13 protein-coding genes are annotated in these 21,439 nt (G+C 40.5%); 1 reads left to right on the top strand and 12 read right to left on the bottom strand.

Annotated features, from left to right (window positions below):
• Positions 1–363 precede the first annotated feature (363 nt).
• The 12 genes from R2Q80_RS18295 to R2Q80_RS18240 form a co-directional block, all read right to left on the bottom strand.
• The gene (locus R2Q80_RS18295; protein WP_316800990.1) at positions 364–1,326 is read right to left on the bottom strand and encodes an acetyl-CoA carboxylase carboxyltransferase subunit alpha; all 963 of its coding nucleotides are present in this window, start codon (positions 1,324–1,326) and stop codon (positions 364–366) included.
• A 115-nt stretch (positions 1,327–1,441) separates the two neighbouring features.
• The gene (locus R2Q80_RS18290) at positions 1,442–3,001 is read right to left on the bottom strand and encodes a S10 family serine carboxypeptidase-like protein (RefSeq protein ID WP_316800989.1); all 1,560 of its coding nucleotides are present in this window, start codon (positions 2,999–3,001) and stop codon (positions 1,442–1,444) included.
• A 117-nt stretch (positions 3,002–3,118) separates the two neighbouring features.
• Positions 3,119–4,999 (bottom strand): alpha-amylase family glycosyl hydrolase, encoded by a 1,881-nt coding sequence (locus R2Q80_RS18285; protein ID WP_316800988.1) that lies wholly within the window; start codon positions 4,997–4,999, stop codon positions 3,119–3,121.
• 111 nt (positions 5,000–5,110) lie between these two features.
• Complete coding sequence (locus R2Q80_RS18280; protein WP_316800987.1) at positions 5,111–6,487, bottom strand: MFS transporter; 1,377 nt, start codon at positions 6,485–6,487, stop codon at positions 5,111–5,113.
• A gap of 114 nt (positions 6,488–6,601) precedes the next feature.
• Positions 6,602–8,467: an alpha-amylase family protein gene (locus tag R2Q80_RS18275; protein WP_316800986.1), complete on the bottom strand. Its 1,866-nt coding sequence runs from the start codon at positions 8,465–8,467 to the stop codon at positions 6,602–6,604.
• The gene (locus R2Q80_RS18270) at positions 8,464–10,782 is read right to left on the bottom strand and encodes a glycoside hydrolase family 65 protein (protein WP_316800985.1); all 2,319 of its coding nucleotides are present in this window, start codon (positions 10,780–10,782) and stop codon (positions 8,464–8,466) included. The genes R2Q80_RS18275 and R2Q80_RS18270 overlap by 4 nt, the downstream gene beginning before the upstream one ends.
• A 116-nt stretch (positions 10,783–10,898) precedes the next feature.
• Positions 10,899–11,585, bottom strand: coding sequence for a beta-phosphoglucomutase (gene pgmB / locus R2Q80_RS18265; protein ID WP_316800984.1), 687 nt, complete (start codon positions 11,583–11,585; stop codon positions 10,899–10,901).
• Positions 11,586–11,629: 44 nt separating this feature from the next.
• Positions 11,630–13,549: a glycoside hydrolase family 13 protein gene (locus tag R2Q80_RS18260; protein ID WP_316800983.1), complete on the bottom strand. Its 1,920-nt coding sequence runs from the start codon at positions 13,547–13,549 to the stop codon at positions 11,630–11,632.
• A 62-nt stretch (positions 13,550–13,611) separates the two neighbouring features.
• Positions 13,612–14,619, bottom strand: a complete 1,008-nt coding sequence (locus tag R2Q80_RS18255; protein WP_316800982.1) for a SusE domain-containing protein — start codon at positions 14,617–14,619, stop codon at positions 13,612–13,614.
• 17 nt (positions 14,620–14,636) lie between these two features.
• Positions 14,637–16,226: a RagB/SusD family nutrient uptake outer membrane protein gene (locus tag R2Q80_RS18250; RefSeq protein ID WP_316800981.1), complete on the bottom strand. Its 1,590-nt coding sequence runs from the start codon at positions 16,224–16,226 to the stop codon at positions 14,637–14,639.
• 54 nt (positions 16,227–16,280) lie between these two features.
• On the bottom strand, positions 16,281–19,262 hold the full coding sequence (locus tag R2Q80_RS18245) for a TonB-dependent receptor (protein WP_316800980.1): 2,982 nt from the start codon (positions 19,260–19,262) through the stop codon (positions 16,281–16,283).
• 449 nt (positions 19,263–19,711) lie between these two features.
• The gene (locus R2Q80_RS18240; protein ID WP_316800979.1) at positions 19,712–20,722 is read right to left on the bottom strand and encodes a LacI family DNA-binding transcriptional regulator; all 1,011 of its coding nucleotides are present in this window, start codon (positions 20,720–20,722) and stop codon (positions 19,712–19,714) included.
• Positions 20,723–21,066: 344 nt separating this feature from the next.
• Here R2Q80_RS18240 and R2Q80_RS18235 point away from each other — a divergent pair, with 344 nt between their 5' ends.
• Positions 21,067–21,426 carry a PleD family two-component system response regulator gene (locus R2Q80_RS18235; protein WP_316800978.1) on the top strand — a complete coding sequence of 120 codons (360 nt, stop codon included), beginning with the start codon at positions 21,067–21,069 and terminating at the stop codon, positions 21,424–21,426.
• Positions 21,427–21,439 lie beyond the last annotated feature (13 nt).

Raw genomic sequence — 21,439 nt, 5'->3', positions numbered from 1 at the left:
AAATAATTTTTTCAGCCCACCACACCTCCAACCCACATTCTACCCACCTTTTCGCCACCTTTTATCCACCCATGGCTGTATACTACTGTACACTTTCTTTACTACCGCTTAACATCTTCCTTAGGTTTAGTAACCAGGGCAATAACCCTGGCTCTACCTGATCTGAACTACTCCTTCAGTGAAAAGGTTAACAAAGGGTAAACAAAAGGTAATAAAAGGGTCAGGATGCAGTGAGGATGCTATAGGTAAAGAATCAATAAAACCTAATCAAAACAGGATAATATGCTTGCAAATTTCAATAAAATAAAAAACCCTGTCAGGCCAATGCCAGACAGGGTTAAATCTTATATGGTTGATAATCGATTATTCGTTCACCACGCCCATGTCACAGAACTTTTCAATCCGTTGTTCAATCATTTTATCGGTCTTCAGCTTGCCCAAGGCAGCAAGATCTTTTAAGATGTATTCTTTTAAAGTTTTGCCCATTAACTCCGGATCCTGATGTGCGCCTCCAAGTGGCTCAGGAATAATTCCATCAATTAATTTGTTGCCAAACATATCATCAGAGGTTAGTTTTAAGCATTCAGCAGCTTTCTCCTTAAAATCCCAGCTTCTCCATAGAATGGAAGAACAAGATTCAGGAGAAATTACAGAGTACCAGGTATGCTCCAGCATATAAACCTTATCACCAATGCCTATGCCCAATGCTCCACCTGAAGCACCCTCTCCAACAACAATACAAATAATAGGCACACGAAGTACCGACATCTCTAATAAGTTTCTGGCAATCGCCTCACCTTGTCCGCGCTCCTCAGCTTCTAAACCCGGGTAAGCACCCATTGTATCAATGAAAGAAACTACTGGCTTATTAAATTTCTCCGCCAGACGCATCAAACGTAAAGCTTTACGGTAACCCTCAGGGTTAGCCATTCCGAAATTACGGTACTGGCGCTCTTTCGTGTTTTTACCCTTCTGATGCCCGATAACCATAACGGTCTGACCGTTTATGGTTGCAAATCCACCAATAATAGCTTTGTCGTCTTTCACCGTTCTGTCGCCATGCAACTCAATGAAATCATCACAAATCATGTTGATGTAATCAAGGGTTTGCGGACGATCCGGATGACGACTCATCTGAACCTTGTTCCAGCCGGTTAAGTTCTTATATAAGTTATTGGTGGTTTCTTCTAATTTACCATCAAGCTCGTCCAACGTAGCAGACATGTCTACTTTAGTTTTCTCGGCAACTTGTTTAACCTTTTCTATCTGCTGAACCAAATCAGCAATAGGTTTCTCAAAATCGAATGATGTTTTTATCTGTTGCATAATTGAACCACAAAAATAGGTAATTAATCAATACGATTACACAGATTTAGTATATTGGATACATTTACTCCAAGGCTCTCTTGCATCGCACACCATAATACCCCTGTCTTTACCATTAAAATTTTGCCGCTTCACCAGCCTTTGGTAAAGCTTTTTTTATAAATTCCCGGATATGGGCATTTGCAGTTTTCAGGTCGTCTTTCCTTAAATACATCATGTGCCCGCTCCGATAACCTTCCCAGCTCATCCGATCCTGCAGTTTTCCCGCTGCATCCAGTTGCCACATGCTGTATTTCGCATTGAAATAATCGCAGGCTCCATCATAATAGCCCGATTGAACCAGCAAATGCAGGTATGGATTCTGTGCCATTGCCTGGCGCAAATTGTCGCCGGTATTGTTACCAGAGTTATCCCAGGGATAAACTGAACCGAACATGTTGTATTTCAAATCAGTTTTATAATTCAGCTCATTGCGGATATACATGTTGATTGCTGGTGTAAAGGAATGTAACCAGGAGGTTAGTTCTGCATTGTAGTCAGGCCCCTCGCCGGCACTCATTTTATCTATCCCGCGATACCTCGAATCCAGGCGACCAACGGTGAAACCTTTATCCCTCATCAGTTCCTTCCAGAAAAAATCTGTTGGCACATTCAGGTTGTAATCCATGATCACTTTCTCTGATAACCCCGAATAACGGGCCATTTTGGAAGCGATCAGTTTTTTCTTGTCAGCACTCAACATCCCGCCCTGCGAAATAGCAGGAATCAATTCATTTATGGTGAAGGTTTCCACTTCAGGGAGCATAGTGGTAAGATCTTTTGATTGTAAATCCTGAGGAAGCACTTTATGGTACCATGCGGTCGCGGCAAAATAAGGCAATCTTAAAGCAGCCTCTACAGGCCCTCCCCGCTCTATACCAAGCTCCGTTGGAGATACCAGCACAACCCCATTCAAATACATCCACTGGCTGTTTTGCAGTTCAAGCGCCAAACCCGAAACGCGTGTTGTACCATAGCTTTCACCAATTAAAAACTTTGGCGAAGCCCAACGGTTATTCCTCGTTACAAATGTATTGATCCACTCAGCAAGATATTTGATATCTGCACGCACACCAAAAAATTTATCTTTTGGAATATCCTTATTTACGGCACGCGAATAACCGGTATTTACCGGATCGATATACACAATATCGGCGACATCCAAAATCGAATAAGGATTTTCCTTGTAACCATAAGGCTGAACAGGGTATCCTTCGTCGTCAATTTTCAATACAACCGGACCAGTATAAGCAATGTGCATCCATACCGAGGCAGATCCCGGACCTCCGTTAAAGGAAATAACCAAAGGGCGTTGATCACGGTTCGATACATCACTACGTTCGTAGTAAGTATAAAACAATCCGGCTATGGCTTTTCCTTCTTCATCCCAAACAGGTAAGGTTCCTGTTGTTGCCTTATAGGGAACAGATTTACCGCCAATATTTACCGAATGGCTGGTTACCACACTGCTTTCTACTCTTATCGTACGTTCGTTAGCAGAAGGTTTTACCTCATCCTTTACGGCTACCGGCACCTCTGGCAACCTTTCTTTTGAAACTGTTTTCCTGTCCGACTGCTGCGCATGAACCGCACAGCTGTACATCAATAAAATCGTGAGTAAAATTTTAAATTTCATAAAGTTTAGTTTGGATCATAAAGATCAAACTAAAGGGGCGTTATTCAAAAATCACATTACAAATGTTACGCATCGATAACCAAGAACAAGCGTGCCGCTATGATCGGGAAGCACTAATTATTTCAAGGCTGTTTTGCTGAATACATGATACTCGCCAGGTACTAATGTTGCCGTGTAAAAAGTACTGCCCATTGTGATACCATTCCCGACAGCATCAGCCCATGTTCCTGATGTTCCAAAGTCGATGTTTGCCTGTTGACTCACCACATCAAAATTACCTACTACCACCACGGTATTTGTACCCTCAACCAGTTTGATATATTTAATACCCCCAGCCAGATTATAAGTTGAACTGGTAGAATTAAATATCGGATTATTCTTTTTCAAGCGGATAAATTTTGCATATGCATCGTATAAGGCTTTACGGTTTGGATCACTGTAATAATCCCATTTAACGGGCTTTTCACCTGTCCTGCCGTTGTAATCAATATTGATATCGTAACCAAGCTCACCAAACTGCCAAACCATTTTCGGCCCGGGAATCGCAAATAAAAATGCAGCAGCCAGTGCCTCTCTCTTCAAAGAAGTCGCAAGATTTCCTTTAATCACATAACTTCCTGATGCATTGCCATAGGTGATGTTCTTATAATTCAGACGTTCCTCATCATGGCTCTCGCCATAACCAACCAGATTTTCTGATTTTGCAAAACCATGATTCGCATAAAATCCCCATTGAAAGTTAGAATTATCCAACCACCCCATCGTAGCCTCATTCATATTATAATTCATATTGTTCCAAAGCATCATGCCATCACCTGCCAGAACTTTCTCTTCAGATTCTTCTGCGAAATGCTCTAATATCACATAGAAATTAGGGTCGATAGATTTGATATACGCATTATAATCTTTCCACGTTGCAATGCGTCCTGAATCATACAAACGAAATTGCGCGTCATCAACAGACGATTTCTGGGTAAAACCTTTCGACAGATCGAACCTGAAACCATCAATTTTATACTGCTGCATCCAGAACTTCATCACATCCTTCGAAAACTTTTTTGTTGCTGAACTTTCATGATTAAAATCATAGCCAACATTAAAAGGATGTTTCGCATCTACATTAAACCACGGACTGCTTGAAGTCGGTTTCGTCCCATCAAAATACAGTTGAACCATAGGCGACTGACCAAATGAATGATTCAACACCATATCCATGATCACTGCAATTCCCCTACCGTGACATTCATCAATAAAATTCTGCAAAGCTGTTTTTGTTCCATAATACTTATCAGGAGCAAAATAAAATGATGGATTATAGCCCCAGCTTGAATTTCCTTCGAACTCATTAACAGGCATTAATTCTATTGCATTAATCCCCAAACCAATCAAATAATCAAGCTTTGCCAGGGTCGAGGCATAGGTATGTTCAGTAGTAAAATCACGAATCAATAATTCATAAATAACCAGATTATTCTTTTCGGGGCGACTGAAGCTACTGTACTTCCAGGTATAAACAGCTTGATTGGCCTGCATTACACTCACGATACCTGTTGTTTTACCGGTCGGGTAGGCTTTCAAACCAGGATATACAGTTGAAAAGATGTACTGATCATTATCCGGATCGAGAACCTTTTCACAATAAGGATCAGCTACTTTTAGCGTACCATCTACGTAGAACTGATAGCCGTATTCAGTTGCAGGATTAAGATTATCAATCTGGACCCACCAGGTATTTCCGTCAGGGGTATTCTTCATCACAGAAGCTGTGGCCGACCAGTTATTGAAATCACCAATCAATGATACAGACTTTTTTCCCGGAGCGTATAGCGTAATGATTGCCGACGTACCGTTGTTGATAAATACAACTCCATCTTTGGCACCCGCAGGTAAATCCGCTACATTACTTACAGGAACTTCTGCTCCGGCATCGGTTGATGATTTTTTACAGGCCGTGTTAAATGCGGTCACCAGCAATAACAGGTAAAATAGTTTTTTCATTTGGTTAGAATATTATAAGATTTTCGTCAGTGCTAGGCATATCTTGTCCCATATTTCGGGACAAGCTATCTTTCTAATCAGATTGCTTCGTACCTCGCAATGACGATTTATTTAAACTGATCTGTTCTCTTCGATCGCGATCTCTGTAGCCAGCTTTTCGTCTGTTTTCTTAGGCTCTCTGATAAATAAATAACAGATAACAGCCGCCAGAATCATCAATCCGCCACCAAGCTGAACAGCTAAAAGCCGGTCATTGTTAAGCACGTTACGCATTAACCAGCCAAAGCCCAATGAGGCAATAATTTCAGGCAATACAATGAAAAAATTGAATATCCCCATGTAAATGCCTATTTTATCTTTTGGCAGTGAGCCGCTTAGCATAGCATAAGGCATTGATAAAATACTTGCCCAGGCAATACCCACGCCGGTCATACACAAATACAACATATTCTTATCATGTACCCAGGCTACACTGATTAGACCAATGGCGCCACAAACCAAACATAAAGCATGCGTTGTTTTGCGCCCAAGTGTATCTGCAATCTTTGGTAAAACCAAAGCAAACAGGAAAGTGATCACACTGTAATAGGCTAAAGTTAAACTACCAAAATCCGCACCATGTGCATAAACAGGGTCGGCAGCATCTTTGCCGCCAAATACATTCACCGCAACAGCTGTAGTGTAATAAAACCACATTAAAAATAGCCCGGGCCAGGTAAAAAACTGCACAAGGGAAACAATTTGCATTCGCTTAGGCATGTTCCGCAAAGCGCCAATTATCTCCGCAACACCTCCCGCAAACCCCTTACCGCCCTCTTTAGATTTTTGCTGGAGTTCCAGATCCTGCGGGGGATATTCTTTCGTAGTAAAAACTGTCCAAAGCACAGCTGCCAGGAAGAAGAATGCTCCTATGTAAAAAGAGAATTTCACATTTTCAGGAATGTTACCCTGTTCAGCGGTATTCTGCAAATGAAACAAATTGTTCATTAACCAGGGTAATGCAGAAGCCACACTTCCACCCAAACCGATCATCATACTTTGCATAATGAAACCCCGGTTAACCTGGCTATCTGGTAACTTATCAGTAACAAATGCACGGAAAGGCTCCATCGCTATGTTTCCGAATACGTCCAGAATCCAGAGCAGTCCCGCTGCCATCCACAAAACACTGCTGTGTGGCATAAAAATTAAAGCAATACTGCTTACAATGGCCCCAAGCAAAAAATAAGGTCTCCTCCTGCCCCACTTCGGATGCCATGTCCTGTCGCTCAGGTAACCGATAACCGGCTGTACCAGCAACCCTGTCAGGGGAGCGGCCAAAAACAGTAATGGAACCTGGTCGGGATTAGCACCGAGGTTTTCATAAATGCGTCCCATATTGGCACGTTGTAAATCCCAACCGAATTGAATACCAAAGAATCCAACGCTCATATTAATGATTTGTGCGAGAGTTAACCTGGGATTCTCGAATACTGTTTTTAAGCTCATTGCATTTGGTTTTATTTTTCCCACAAGGCGCACCTGGGTTTACACATAAAGCACGGAGGCTTGAAATTTACGCTGCTTTCTTTGTGAACTTTGTGGTTAATTCTTTTTATTACTCTAAAATTCTATTACTTGCGCCGAAACCGGACCAAGCTTTACCGGAATACTCGTTCCAGCCGGGATGTTTAATTTCCGATCTGTCAACAGATCAGTAACCGGAGAGGAGTGTTTTACCTTCAGGATATGATCAGGAATTCCGATGTTGGCTTCGAGCGTTTCATTACGGTCAAAATTAACCACCACCAATAAACGTTGCTTGCCAGAATAGCGGATGAAAGCATACATGCGGTTATTCATATTTCCCGCTTGTGGAACATCGTAAATCTCACCGTTTATAATGGCATCACTTGCAGTTGTTACCTTAAACAGTTGTTTGTACCAGGATCTCAGCTTTTGCTCACCGGCACTTAATTTTTGTCCATCAAATAATCCACCATTCATCCATTTCTGATGACTTGGAACACCCCAATAATCAAAAATGGTGGTACGGTTATCATCGCCTCCAAAACCTTCTTGCCCTTGTCCCTGCTCTCCAACCTCCTGACCGAAATAAAGCATCACCGGGCCTGAACCTAATGTTGCCGAAACGACCATTCCGGGTAAAGCCAGCTCAGCTTTTCCTGCAAAGCCAGCAGATGCGATACGTTCCTCATCATGATTTTCCAGGAACCGTAACATGTGTTTGCCAAAACCTGCGCTTTCTATCTGCCATACATGACGGATGTCTTTTACATCGGCTGATGACTCGTTTCTGATCAGTCTTTTCAAACCATCATACAAACCAACTTTATCATACAGATAATCGAATTTACCTTCTTCTAAATACTGTTTATAAACCTGCGGATTATAAGCTTCTCCTAAAAATATTAAATCAGGATTAACTTGTTTTACCTGTGGTATAACCCAGTTCCAGAATGCAATAGGTACCATTTCTGCCATATCGCAACGGAAACCATCTACACCTTTTTTAGTCCAGAAGATCAGGATGTCACGCATCTTCGACCATACCGGAGGAATCGGATCAAAATGGTTTTGTTTGCCGTTCTGATAATCCACACCATAGTTCAGCTTAATCGTTTCGTACCAGTCGTCATATTTAGGTGATGCCGTAAAAGCATCATTCCCGGTAGCTTTAGCCGGATTTTCATTAAACCTCCCATCCTGCAGAACAGATAGAGGCGTCTTCAGTCCGTTTATAGGCACCACAAAAGGCTGACCAGGTACATAGTAGAAGTCATTTTTGGCACTAAAGCTCCTGGTTACATCATCATGACTACCAAAATCAGCTACGCCTTCCGGCTTTGCATATGAATGGTAACTCCTGGCCACATGATTAGGCACGAAATCAATAATCACCTTCAGGTTTTTCCCGTGCGTTCTTTTCACCAGCGCCTCAAATTCCTGCATGCGGTTCTTCACATCAACCGCCAGATCAGGATCTACATCATAATAATCGCGGATGGCATAAGGCGAACCAGCACGGCCCTTTACTACGTCAGCATCGTCAACCTTAATGCCGTATGCAGAATAATCGGTCAAACTCGCGTGCGCAATAGCACCTGTGTACCACACATAGTTGGCATGGAGTGCTGCAATGCCGTCTAGAGCTTGATCAGTAATGTCATTAAACTTGCCAACACCATTTTGCTCAATGGTACCATAAGGGATATTCGTACTATTTTTATTCCCGAATAAACGGGGCAATAACTGATAAATAACGATTTGCTTATCGTCCATTTTGGGATGTTTTTTTTGTGCAAAGGATAAGGTTGAAAGCATGGTAAAGATGAATAAGAGAACGAAAATGATCACCATACCTGTTCTGAACAGGGGCAAACATGGTGCCGGAAAACGCGCGATATCTGATAAGGGTTTCGGTTTTAACCCTCCGCCCCCAGCCTCTAAACCATTAGCCTTTCTCATACCAACTCTGCGTTATTCACTTCTATTTCAGCATTTCCTGCCAATTTATAAACCTGATCTTTGATTCCGATTTCCAAATCCACAGCATTGTGGTTTTTAATACTAATTCCGTTTGCTGTAATATTAATTTTTAGCGTTGCACCTCTGAAACCAATGGTAAATGAGAATGAATTCCACTGCGTTGGCAGGAAAGGGTTAAACTGCAACTTGCCTTCCCGAACACGCATGCCCGCAAAGCCTTCCACCACACTCATCCACGTGCCGGCCATTGAAGTGATGTGTAGACCATCTTCGGTATCGTTGTTATAATCATCCAGATCTAAACGCGCTGTACGCAAATAGAATTCATAAGCACGGGCTTCATCATTTAATTTAGCGGCCAGAATGCTGTGTACACAAGGCGATAAGGAACTCTCGTGAACGGTACGTGGCTCATAGAAATCAAAGTTTCTTCTGATGGTTTCCAAATCATAATCTTCTTCGAAAAAGTAGATACCCTGTAGCACATCAGCCTGTTTAATAAAAGGCGAACGCAGAATTCTATCCCAGCTCCATTTCTGATTGATTGGTCTTTCGCTTGCGGGTAGGTCTTTAACCAGGAGCTGTTCTTTATCCAGATAACCATCTTGTTGCAAGAAAATGCCCAGGTTTTTATCTTCCGGTAAATACATTTTCTCGATGATATCTGCCCAGTCTGCAAATTCCTTTTCATCGAAATTGACAGACGATAACAGCCTGCTATATTTTTCGGGCTGCTGGGTTTTAACAATTTCAGCAGCTTCTGTTGCATATTTCATGCACCAAACGGCTAACATACTGGTGTACCAATTGTTGTTTACGTTATTTTCGTACTCATTCGGGCCAGTTACGCCGAGCATTACATATTGCTGTTTATCGCTGCTCCAGTTTACGCGTTGTTTCCAGAAACGGGCAATACCGATCAAAACTTCCAGACCATAATCAAACAGGTAACTTTCATCACCCGTGTAACGGATATAGTTGTAAATAGCAAAAGCTATGGCTCCATTACGGTGGATTTCCTCGAAGGTAATTTCCCACTCATTATGGCACTCTTCACCATTCATGGTTACCATTGGATATAGAGCAGCGCCATCTTTAAAGCCTAATTTAGCCGCATTTTCAATGGCTTTACCCAGTTGTTTATGGCGGTAAACCAGCAGGTTTTTACTTACTTCCTGAGGTGCAGTTGCCAGATAAAAAGGAACGCAATAAGCTTCAGTATCCCAATAAGTAGAACCTCCGTATTTCTCACCGGTGAAGCCTTTTGGTCCGATATTCAACCTGTCGTCTTTACCTGTATAGGTTTGGAACAGTTGAAAAATATTGAAACGGATAGCCTGCTGAGCAGAAACATCGCCTTCAATCACGATATCGCTTTCCTCCCATTTGCTTGCCCAGGCTTCAGTTTGTTCTTTAATCAGTGTATCGAAGCCCTTAGCTGTTGCTTTAGCGATCACGGCTTTAGCTTCTTCTAAAAGTGATTCTTTCGGATAGTTTTCTGAAGATAGATTTGCGGCGATTTTTACTAAGGTTACTTCTTCATTTGCTTTTACATCAACAGAAAAAGTCTGACCTACAAATTTTTCCCTACGGATAGCTTCCGGATTGATGGCCACTTCATCCGAATTTCTGTATAATGCGATATGGCTTCCGGTGCAAACCTCGAACTCCGTTTTCTTCGTTCTTAATTTAAGGTAGGCCTCAGCTCCGGTGATTTCGTCCGAAACCATCGTCCAGAATTTTTCATCGTAATTACTGTCCTGGTTTTTGATGTCGCCATCAATAAAGGGTGTCAGTGTAATTTCACCATCAAAATCTACAGCAGTAATGCTATAGCGGATAGCACCAACCTCATCCTCAGCAATACTACAAAAACGGGTGGCTTTAACTTTAACCGTTTTACCACTTTCCAGTTTCGCGGTAAATGTTCTTTCAAGTATACCCGTATGCATATTCAAAACGCGTTTGAAATCCAATACTTCTGCTTTGGCCAGATCAAGAATCTCATCATCGATCTTCACTTCAATACCTACCCAGTTTGCTGCATTTAAAACTTTGGCGAAGTATTCTGGATAGCCATTTTTCCACCATCCCACACGGGTTTTGTCAGGGTAATAAACACCTGCTACATAGTTCCCCAACAGGGTTTCGCCGGTATAGGTTTCCTCAAAGTTGGCACGTTGACCCATGCGGCCATTACCCAGACTGAAAATACTCTCTGAAATTTTATTTAAATGTGGATCAAAGCCTTCTTCGATAATGTTCCACTCATCTGCTTTAATGTAATTCTTCATTTTCTATACTTTCGTCATTGCAAGGCGCGAAGCAATCTCTTTTAGAGTGTTCATCCCCCGCAACTGATTTGAATTTGTTTTGTTTAAATTGCTTCGTACCTCGCTATGACAGGCAACTACAAACTTTCTAAATCTTTAACCGTTAATTTATCTAATCCGCTTACTACTACATCAGCATCTGTAAGCACACTTTTTTCACCAATCCCTATTGCCTTCATTCCACCACGCTTCGCGGCTTCAACTCCTGCAACGGCATCTTCAAAAACCACACACTCATCGGGTTTAAAACCCAAAAGCTCCGCACCTTTCAAAAAAACTTCCGGATCGGGCTTCGATTTGGTTACCATGTTTCCATCTACAATTTCGTCAAAGAAATGAGCAAGATCAGTACGTTCTAAAATGATTCCAGAGTTCTTACTTGCCGATCCCAATGCCAGTTTATAGCCTGCTTTATGTATTGCCGTCAGGAAGTCTACTGTTCCAGGCAAAACCTCCGCCGGGCTCATTTTAGTAATCATCTCTACATACCAGCTGTTTTTTAACGTAGCCAGTTCTTCCTTTTCAGCATCTGTTTTTTCTACACTGCCCCATGCAAGGATTTTATTCAGACTCTCTACACGGCTTACACCTTTTAGCTGCTCATTTTGTTCTTCTGTAAAATCGAAGCCCATCGTGTTGGCCAAACGTTTCCATGCCTGATAATGGTAAACAGCAGTGTCTACCAACACACCGTCCAGATCAAAAAGACACGCTTTAATTGGAGATGTTGGATGTGAGATATGAGATTTAAGATTTTCTTGCATGCTCTATTTTTTAATTGTTGACTGAAGTCAACGGCAATGAATGATTAATTTAATTCTAAAACCAAAGTTGTTTTTGCAGGAACTTTGATGTCTTTTAGCGATACAACATCATTGGTAACAATGTTCTTAGCGGTTGAAATTCCTGCTGTACGTTCTGCAAATCTATCTGTTGCTAATGTTTTTTCTTTTTCAGTGTTATTGGTAATCACCATAACAGTTCCTTTAATGTTATTGTTGTAACGGAAATAAACATAAATATCATCTTCAGGAACAAACTGCATCAAGTTTCCTGTTTTCAGCGCTTCACTATTCTTACGAAAATTCGCAAGCTTTTTCACAAATTCAAAAGCCTCATTTTCCTTCTTTGTTCTGCCATCCGCGATAAATTTATCCTTTTTATCACCATCCCATCCACCTGGAAAATCGAAACGAACCAGGCCATCAGGGTTTGAAAAGTTTTTCATCAGAATTTCTGTTCCATAATACATTTGAGGAATGCCGCGCATGGTCAGTAACAGCGCCATACCCATTTTATATTTATCGAAATCTTCATTCACGATCGAATAAAAGCGGCTCATATCGTGGTTATCCAAAGCAATACAGTTTCTGGTCGGATCCTGATAAAGAAAATCATGTGCAACCACATCATATAAACGGTTGATACCATCTGTCCAGCCATTTTTGCCGTTTAGTGCTTCATAAATGGCATCTTTAACAGCCATATCCGTAATCCCCGGCAAGTGGGTATCAAAGCCACGGTTAACCGTGTTTCCCTGGGTGAAGTACGCCTGATTGGCTACTCCATTAACAAATGTCTCACCAAAAATAGAGAGCTTCGGAAATTCTGCCTTTACTTTAATTGCCCAATCAGCCATGTAAGCCGGATCGTTATAGGCGTAAGTATCCAAACGCAAACCGTCTATTCCTGCATATTCAATCCACCAGATATGGTTTTGAGTTAAATAATTCTGAACATAAGGATTTGACTCATTCAAATCGGGCATAGAAGGTACAAACCATCCATCTAACATTTTTTTGCGGTCTCCAGCCGATGCATGGGTGTCCATAACTGCCTGGTCACGGTAGCTGGTCTGCGTGTATTTCGTCCACTGGTGAACCCAGCTTTTCATGGGCAGATCCTTAAAAAACCAATGCCCCGTTCCAATATGATTGTGAACAATATCTTTAATTACCTTCATACCTTTGGCATGAGCGGTTTCTACATATCTGTTATAGAGTTCGTTAGTTCCGAAACGTGGGTCTATCTTATAGTGATCGGTAACAGCGTAACCATGATATGAGGCATGGGGCATGTTATTTTCAATTTCGGGCGTCATCCACACGGTGGTAATACCTAAATCTTTCAGATAATCCAGATGGTTAATTACACCCTGAATATCTCCACCGTGACGATAATACATGCTATCCCGGTTGAGCGTAGTTTCGGTTAATCCCTGAACTACATCATTACTTTTGTCGCCATTCGAAAAACGATCGGGCATCAATAAGTAAATAAAATCTTTTTGCGTTACACCCTGAATTCTGCCAGCGCTTTTATTGCGGCTTTTCAATTCGTAAGTATAACTGAATATTTTTTTTCCTTTTAAAGCAAAGTTAATCGGGAACGTTCCCGCTTTTACCGTTGAAGAAAGTTCCAAATCCACGAATAAATAATTGGGATTTTCGACTTTGTTAACCTTAACCAGCTTCACTCCAGGATAAGATAATGAAACAGTGCTTGCCGAAATATTTTCACCGTGAACAAGTAACTGTAGTTTTGGATTGTGCATGCCTGTGTACCAGAACATGGGTTCGATGCGCTCTAATTTCTGAGCGAAGAGATTCACGGTTGATAACAGCACCAGAAAACTCATCAGGAATATTTTTTTCCCTGTCTGAGCGGGAACCTTAGTTTGAGCATTAAATAAATGGAACTTAGCGAAAATGGTGGTGAATCTGAACATGCCGAAACCTTAAAGATAAGAAGCCCTGTAACAAATAAATGCTACAGGGCAGAAGTTAATGATTAGTTTTTTACTACTGTATATTCAAGTGTCTTAGGATTTAACGAAATGGTATAGTTACCCGCAGCGGCAATTTTCAGGTTATCGCTATTAGATGTTGCTAACTTCCCATCCTTTATTCCAATATTATTATCCCATTTGTGATCTTCTCTGAATTTGTACTCACTCGCAGTAAGATTTAGGGTTACCCTCCAAAAGCCTTTACCATCGTTTACGTATTTCATGTCTGTATCGTTGTCCCAGCCTCCGGGAGTAGCCGCGCCGATAATTCCCCATACTTTAACGTCTGATAGTTTAATCGTTAAAGTATTGAGGTCAACAGTGACCTCCTTCAAGCCAGCAGTGCCAGAACTGATATCGCCACCTGTAGTACTGATTGTTCCATTACCTGCGTTTCCATAAGCAAGATCCCAAGTCTTCGCAGGCGTAATTTTAAAACCACTTCCGTCAAATTTTATAATTCCTGTATAAATTTTATTACTCGTTGGGGAAACAAGGCTATCAGCTGTTGACGGTACCCAACCTTGGTAATTTCCGGGAACGTAAATCCATGCTGAAGCCAGATATGCTGTCGCATTTAAAGTAACTACATTCGAATAAGTTAAATCATTAGCAGCAGCACCAGACTTTAGTCTGACTTCAATTTGCGCTGGCACACCGATTTTTGCACCTAAAGCCAGGATCATATTATTGAAATCCGAAACAGTCGGCGCATAGCTTTTAGTCGTTACAACAATCTCCCGCGGCGAAGCAAAGTTTTTTCCCTTTAAAGCAAACTGAAGTGTTGATGCTACGGGAACAACATAACCAGAAGATGTTGCGAGCGGATATGTTAACGTAAGCGCCGCATTCGCACCTCCAACTTGAGTGAGCGTTACATTTGTGGTTGAGGCAGTAAGCGTTCCTGCTGGCATAACATCAGAAACAACCAAAGTCCCCTCTTTCTTGCAAGACCAAAGCGAAAGGGAAATTAAACCCAATGCGATTGATTTTAATAAAATTGATTTCATCTTTTATAGAATTAAGATTAATAACCTGTGTTTTGAACCAGATTTGGGTTAGCAATCAAATCTGCTGCTGGAATTGGGTAGATATTACGGTAAGCTGGCACATTCGTTCCGGCTTTAACCCCGCCTTTGAATGGCCATAAGTAGGTGGATCCCGTAAATTTACCATAACGTACCAAATCAGTACGGCGATGGCCTTCCCAGTATAATTCCCTGGCGCGTTCATCCAGATAGAAATCTGTTGTCAGTGCTGCAGCCACAACGTTGCCCGACGTATTACCGTAGGCCCTGGAACGCAATGCATTCACGTAAATTAATGCCTGAGCTGCTGATCCACCCGAACCGCCGCGTGCAACCGCTTCACCATAAATTAAATATTGTTCTGCCAGGCGGAATAGCGCGAAATCCAGTGAGCTAAATGTACCATTTAGTGAAGCAGGTGTGATGCCCGCAGATGTTACGTTTTTGAATTTGGTAACGCGTAGTCCGTCAGTAAATACACCGATTTCATCAACGGTACTTTTGGTTCCAAAGAAGGTACCACGTTTATCTGTCGATCCGGTAGTATTTGGGAACAAGGCAGGCAAGTTCTGACGTGTCCTGTTTCCACCCCAGCCGCCATTAGGTACACCGTAAGATGCAGGAGTCATATCAGCGTTGATAGCAGCATTGATCAGGAAGGTCGTTCCGCCATAATTGGTACCATTAACACCATCATAGTTGATTGTCAGGATATTTTCTGTGTTATTCACATTATTATCCGCTTTAAATAAATCCAGGTAGTTTGCTTTTAAAGAATAACCTGCTGCGATTACTTTGCTAGAGTAGGTAATCGCCTCTGTATATTTGGCGGTACCCGTGTAAACCTGAGCATTCAGATACAACCTCGCTAATAGAGACCAGTCAGCAGCTTTATCAGCACGGCCATATTCATTTTGTCTTGCATCAACTAACTCACCTTCAATGGCTTTTAACTCAGATTCGATGTAGTTAAATAAAGCTGTTCTGGTGATTTGTTTTGGTGCAACTTTCCCAATAGCGTCATCTTCAGTTACAAACGGCGGATTACCAAAACCATCCATCAATACCCAATACTGATAAGCGCGTAAAAAACGGGCTTCTGCACGGTATTTAGCAATGTCAGCTAATGCAGTTCCTGTAATATTACGGGAAGCTAATTTGTCAGCGGTACTTTCACGCAGAAATTCGTTGCATAATGTGATTTGTAATATGCTACGAGAATATAATCCCCGTAGAAATTGGTTGTCTGTTGCCCAGGTAGAGTTATCTAATTCCGGAATTCCGGTATCGCCCCATGCACAGATCGCCTCATCAGTTGTTAGCTCTTGGGAGGTCCAGAATAAGCGTAGGAAATCTGCGAAACCAGAGTTTAAGCCCCCAATCTCACTTGCATCCGACCCTTGCGAACTTGTTAAGCCATAACTTGCATATAATTTCACCAAACCAGTTTTGTAACCTGCAGCCGTAGCATAAACTGTTTCGGCTGTAACGTCGTTGGTTGGCAGTAAATTAAGATCTTCCTTCTTGCAGGAATTTAATGATACCAGCAACAATCCTGATATCAATATTATTTTAAATGAATTTTTCATTTTTGATATGTTTTGTTCTGGAACATGTTTAAGAACATGTCCCTTTATCATTGCCTAATTAAAACCAAGATTTAATCCTAAAGTAAATGTGCGGGGACGAGGATAAAGGTTGTTATCAATACCTGAAGTTTGTTCAGGATCGATACCTTTATATTTACTTACCACAAACACATTCTGACAGTTAGCAGTCAATCTCAATGTTGCATTACCAGATTTCGATAATTTACCGGCATCAAATGCTAAACCAAGGTTATCCATTTTCAGGAACGACGCATTTTTAATGTAGTAATCACTTAAAAACTGTGTATTCTGGAAATTAGTGAAAAGGAAATCTGATCCTGCATTGTTGATCACTCCTGCAGAACTTAAAATATTTGCTCTGACGCCGAAGTTAGACGAAACATTGTCATAGATATAGTTGCCAAGGTTTGCTCTCAATACAGTGCTGATCGTCCATCTCTTGTAATTGAAGGCCGTATTAAAACCAAACGTAAAGTTAGGATCAGGAGATTTATAAAAGTATTGATCACTTGTATTGATTACACCGTCACCATTTAAATCTTCATAAACCCCTTCTAAAGGTTTGCCAGCTGCATTATATACTTGTTTATAAACAAAGAATGCCCCCGGAACCTGGTTCACTGCATTGTATTTCAGCGTAACTCCTGTTCCTCCGGAAATATCTCCGGCACCAACTTTAGACGCTGGATCTGGATTTAATGTAAGGTTTGTGATCTTTCTTTTATTATAAGCTGCATTGAAACCGATATCCCAGTTCATATCATCCGTTCTGATGACCCCGAAGTTAATGCTCGCCTCCGCACCTTTAACTTCCATGTTACCAACGTTAGTTGTTAACTCGTTATTAAAGTTAGTACCTACCGGGATGTTCACTTTACTTAACAAGTCTTTTGTCTTTTTGTAGTAAACATCGATTGCTCCATAAATGCGCCCCTTTGCAAAACCATAATCTAAACCAGCATTATAAGTAGTTGTCGTCTCCCATTTCAAATCCGGATCATAAGCCGCAGGGCTGTAATAATCGTAATAGGTGTTTCCAACCAGATACTTACCTGTTGTGCTGTTATTATAATATTTAGATAAATAATCATAATAACCAATACCATCCTTGTTACCAGTTTGGCCATAGCTTAATCTCAACTTCAAATCAGAAAGCACCTTGCTGTCTTTAAGGAAGTTTTCACCAATAACTCTCCAGGTGAAACCGGCAGATGGAAAATAACCCCATCTCTGAGACTCTGAAAACTTCGATGAAGCGTCAGCTCTCATTGTTCCTGACAGGATATATTTATCAGCTAAAGTGTATACAAATCTTCCATAATATGAAAGAAGCTTATCTCTCGGAATATCAAAAGCATTAGCAGGTTTTACCAGCTCTGCGCCTAATCCATTGTAGCTTGTAAAGTTATAATTGGTTGTTTTATTATCGTAATAACCATAACCTGCCGTTACATCAAACCGGCTTCTGATACTTTCAACATTTTTGGCGTAGTTCAAATAAAACTCCGATACCTTGTTACTGGCAGTAGCCAGAGAACGTGTAAATGATCCGTTAGTGGATATACTTTGTGCTGCAAAAGCAGGAACTGATATTTTACCGTAACCCTTGGATACATCGTAACCAAGGTTCAGGTTAGCATGCAATTCTGGAAGGAAGTGAAATGAGTAATCAAGTCTCAAGTTACCAAAACTCCTGTCAGCATTTCCGTTGTTATTCTGCAAATTGATTAAAGCGACCGGGTTTCGCGGTGCATTTGGATTAATGCTCCCATCAGCTAAACGAAGCCATTCAAAATAGTTTCCAAAACTATTCGATGCGTTAACTGATTGAGTCGGATCGAACTGAATTGCACTTGCAATTGCGCCACTGTTAGCAAAATGCGAATTGGTCAATGTTCCTTTTAAATTCAAATCAACTTTTAAGTGGTCTTTGAAAAATTTTGGTGATAAACTCAATGCACCTGATGCACGTGTAAATTTATCGGTGATTAATAAGCCTTCCTGCTCTAAGTAACCTGCAGAAACACGGTATGGAACATTTTTGAATGAGCCTGCTATACTTAAATTATTATCTGTCGTGTACGCATTACGATAAATTTCATCCTGCCAGTCAGTATTTGATTGACCCAATAAAGCAGTAAATGTTTTGCCATCATCGTACGTTGCGTTTGGATTTGCATTTACAAAGTCACGAATTTGGCCGGAAGAAAGTACATCCACTTTTTTGGCAACTGTTGCAATTGAATTATTAGTACTGAAATTAAATACAGGTGCACCTGATGAGCCTTTCTTTGTTGTAATCAGGATTACTCCATTTGATGCACGTGAGCCATAAATAGCTGTTGCATTTGCATCTTTTAATACGGTAAAGGTTTCAATATCGTTTGGATTAATTAACGATAAAGGACTTGGCGCATTATTAATAGAATTACCACTAAAAGGAACTCCGTCAACCACAATAAGCGGATCATTACTGGCATTCAGTGAAGCCCCACCTCTAATGCGGATCTGGCTTCCGCCTCCAGGTTGCCCGCTGTTTTGGGTAATGTTAACCCCGGCAACTTTACCCTGAATTAATTGTTCAGGATTGGAGATCGTACCCTTCTGAAAATCTTTAGAAGAAACCGTAGTGATTGATCCCGTCAGGTTTTTCTTTTCAGCCGTACCGTAACCAATTACTACAACCTCATTTAGTTTCTGTGCATCGGGCACCAGTTGAAAATTCAATGTAGCATTCGCTGAAACCGTTACTGGTTTTTCCAGCGTCTGGTAACCGATAAAGCTGGCAGCAATTGTGATAGAACCATTTGAGAGTGCGGCTAATTTGAATTTTCCATTAACATCTGTTGAAGTACTTCTGGTTGTTCCTTTAACAATTACAGAAGCACCTGGCAAGGGCTGTCCAGTTTCATCAAGCACTGTACCAGATACCGATCCGGTTTGTGCTTTTACGATCAATGCTGAGAAAACCAACAGCACCAAAAGCCCCTGTTTTAACAGGTAAAATACTTTCATATTCGAAGCTCGTTTAAGTATAAAAATTTGGTTAAATATTATAGTGAATTACACACTGGACTAATTTACAGAGCGAAATGATAATTCAAAATTTATTTAAAGAATATATTTCACAACCAAAAAAAACAAAACGAAACCAGCGATATTTTCACATTTTTTAACACAAAAAATTTCATATTATCAAACAATCCAAAAGTCAAATAATTGATTTATAGTTATTTGAAAATATATTTATCTGAAATAAAGTGTAATGTTTACACTAAGTATATTTTAAGTACTTTTTCGGGAACGTTCCCGATGATTTAAAGCAAAAACAGTCAAGTTTTTCGGGAACGTTCCCGATTTTGAATCGAAATTCTGCTTATTTTACACTAAGTGAAGATATTTTTTGAAAAAAATCAGGCTAAAAAAAGGAATACAAAAGGAATAGTTTTCCGCCTTTTTTAAGGCTATTTCATGGTAGAATTTCTGGCAATAATTTTTGAATTTAAAACCACTTCATTGTCGTGGTTTCCTGTCTCACGGTTATCCAGAATTCTGAACAAAAGATTAGCGGCTTCCTCTCCAATTTCCGCCGCAGGTTGAGTGATGGTTGTCAGAGATGGATTCAGCAATGGTGCAATTTCCAGGCTTGAAAAGCTAATGATTTTTAAATCCTGTGGGATTTTTATGTTTAGATCATAGCACGCATAATAGGTAGCAAAGGCTAAACGCTCAACAGAAGTGAAAACACCATCAGGTTTTAAATCAATTAATGCCTGCTTAACGATTACGCTATTTTCATCATAACTATTACTGCAATCAATAATTAGATGTTCTTCAAAAGGAATATGATGCTTCGAAAGCGCGTCTATATAGCCCTGCATACGGGTTTTGCCAATAGACAAACTTTTATTGATCACCATATAGGCTATTCTTCTGCACCCCTGTTCTATTAAATGTTCAGTAGCCGAAAAACTACTCTCATAATCATTGGTAATTACCCTGGGCGTTTGAATGTCTTCATAAATCCTGTCAAAGAATACCAGCGGCAAGCGTTTAAGGCCGAACTTATTCAAATAATTATGGTCATTGGCTTCGCCCGACACCGACATCACAATCCCATCGGCCCTCCCATTGTGCAAGTGACGAATAAAATTAACTTCCTTAGTATAATCATCGTCAGTAACGTAGATCAATATGTGATAGCCTTTTTCCCTTGCTACACGCTCAATTCCATGTATAGCCTGTGAAAAATAGTTGTTTGCCAACTCGGGTACAATTACGGCAATAGTTTTACTTTTCTGCTCCCTTAAATTACTGGCATAATGATTTGGTTGATAATTCAACTCTCTGGCTTTGGATAGAATACGCTCTTTGGTAGCAACACTAATATCGCTATTATCCCTAAAAGCACGTGAAATTGTAGAAGTAGATAAATTTAACGCTTCAGCTAATTCTTTAATATTGATACTATCCATTGGTGGCCCTAAACCTTTTAAAACGTCGATTTGATGAGGTAAATATAAACGATAAAAATGCTAAATACGCCACAATATTTTTTAAATCATTGACCAACAAACCATTTAATCACAAATTAAATAAAATGCACTTCTTATTGACTATAATCAATGCTTTATTCAGTACCAGATATTTTAGTTATAGATGATTTTTAAGATAATTGTATAATCAGGCAAGCATACATTTTTATTCGAATTAATCTCTTTTTTTAAAACAAATACATGCATATCGATATTACTACTATTGTAGTATCGATCGGGCTTAAGCCGGAAAAAAAATCGCTTGATGGAAATAACTTTTACAAATGGGAACTAAGAAAATATTCATCGCCGATGACGATGAGGGTATAGTGGACGCTGTAAGGATGATTCTGGAGGTTGTGGGCTACGATGTTAACTATACTTATGATGGAGGGGCGGTAATTGAAGCGGTAAAAAACAAACCAGATTTAATTCTTCTTGATATATGGATGAGCGGCTATGATGGTCGCGATATCTGCAAACAGCTAAAAAGTGATCCGGAATTCAAGGACATTCCAATTTTGATGATTTCTGCCAGTAGAGATATCAGACAATCCGCGCTCGATGCTGGTGCAAATGATTTCATGGAAAAACCATTTGAAATGGATTCCCTCTTAAATAAGGTCGACCATCTGTTAAATTAGCCTATCGAAAAAT

It is taken from the genome of Pedobacter frigidisoli (assembly GCF_032678525.1).
Classification (GTDB): Bacteria; Bacteroidota; Bacteroidia; order Sphingobacteriales; family Sphingobacteriaceae; genus Pedobacter; species Pedobacter frigidisoli_A.
The sequence above is the reverse complement of the archived record's forward strand: the minus strand, read 5'-3'. Positions and strand labels throughout refer to the sequence as shown.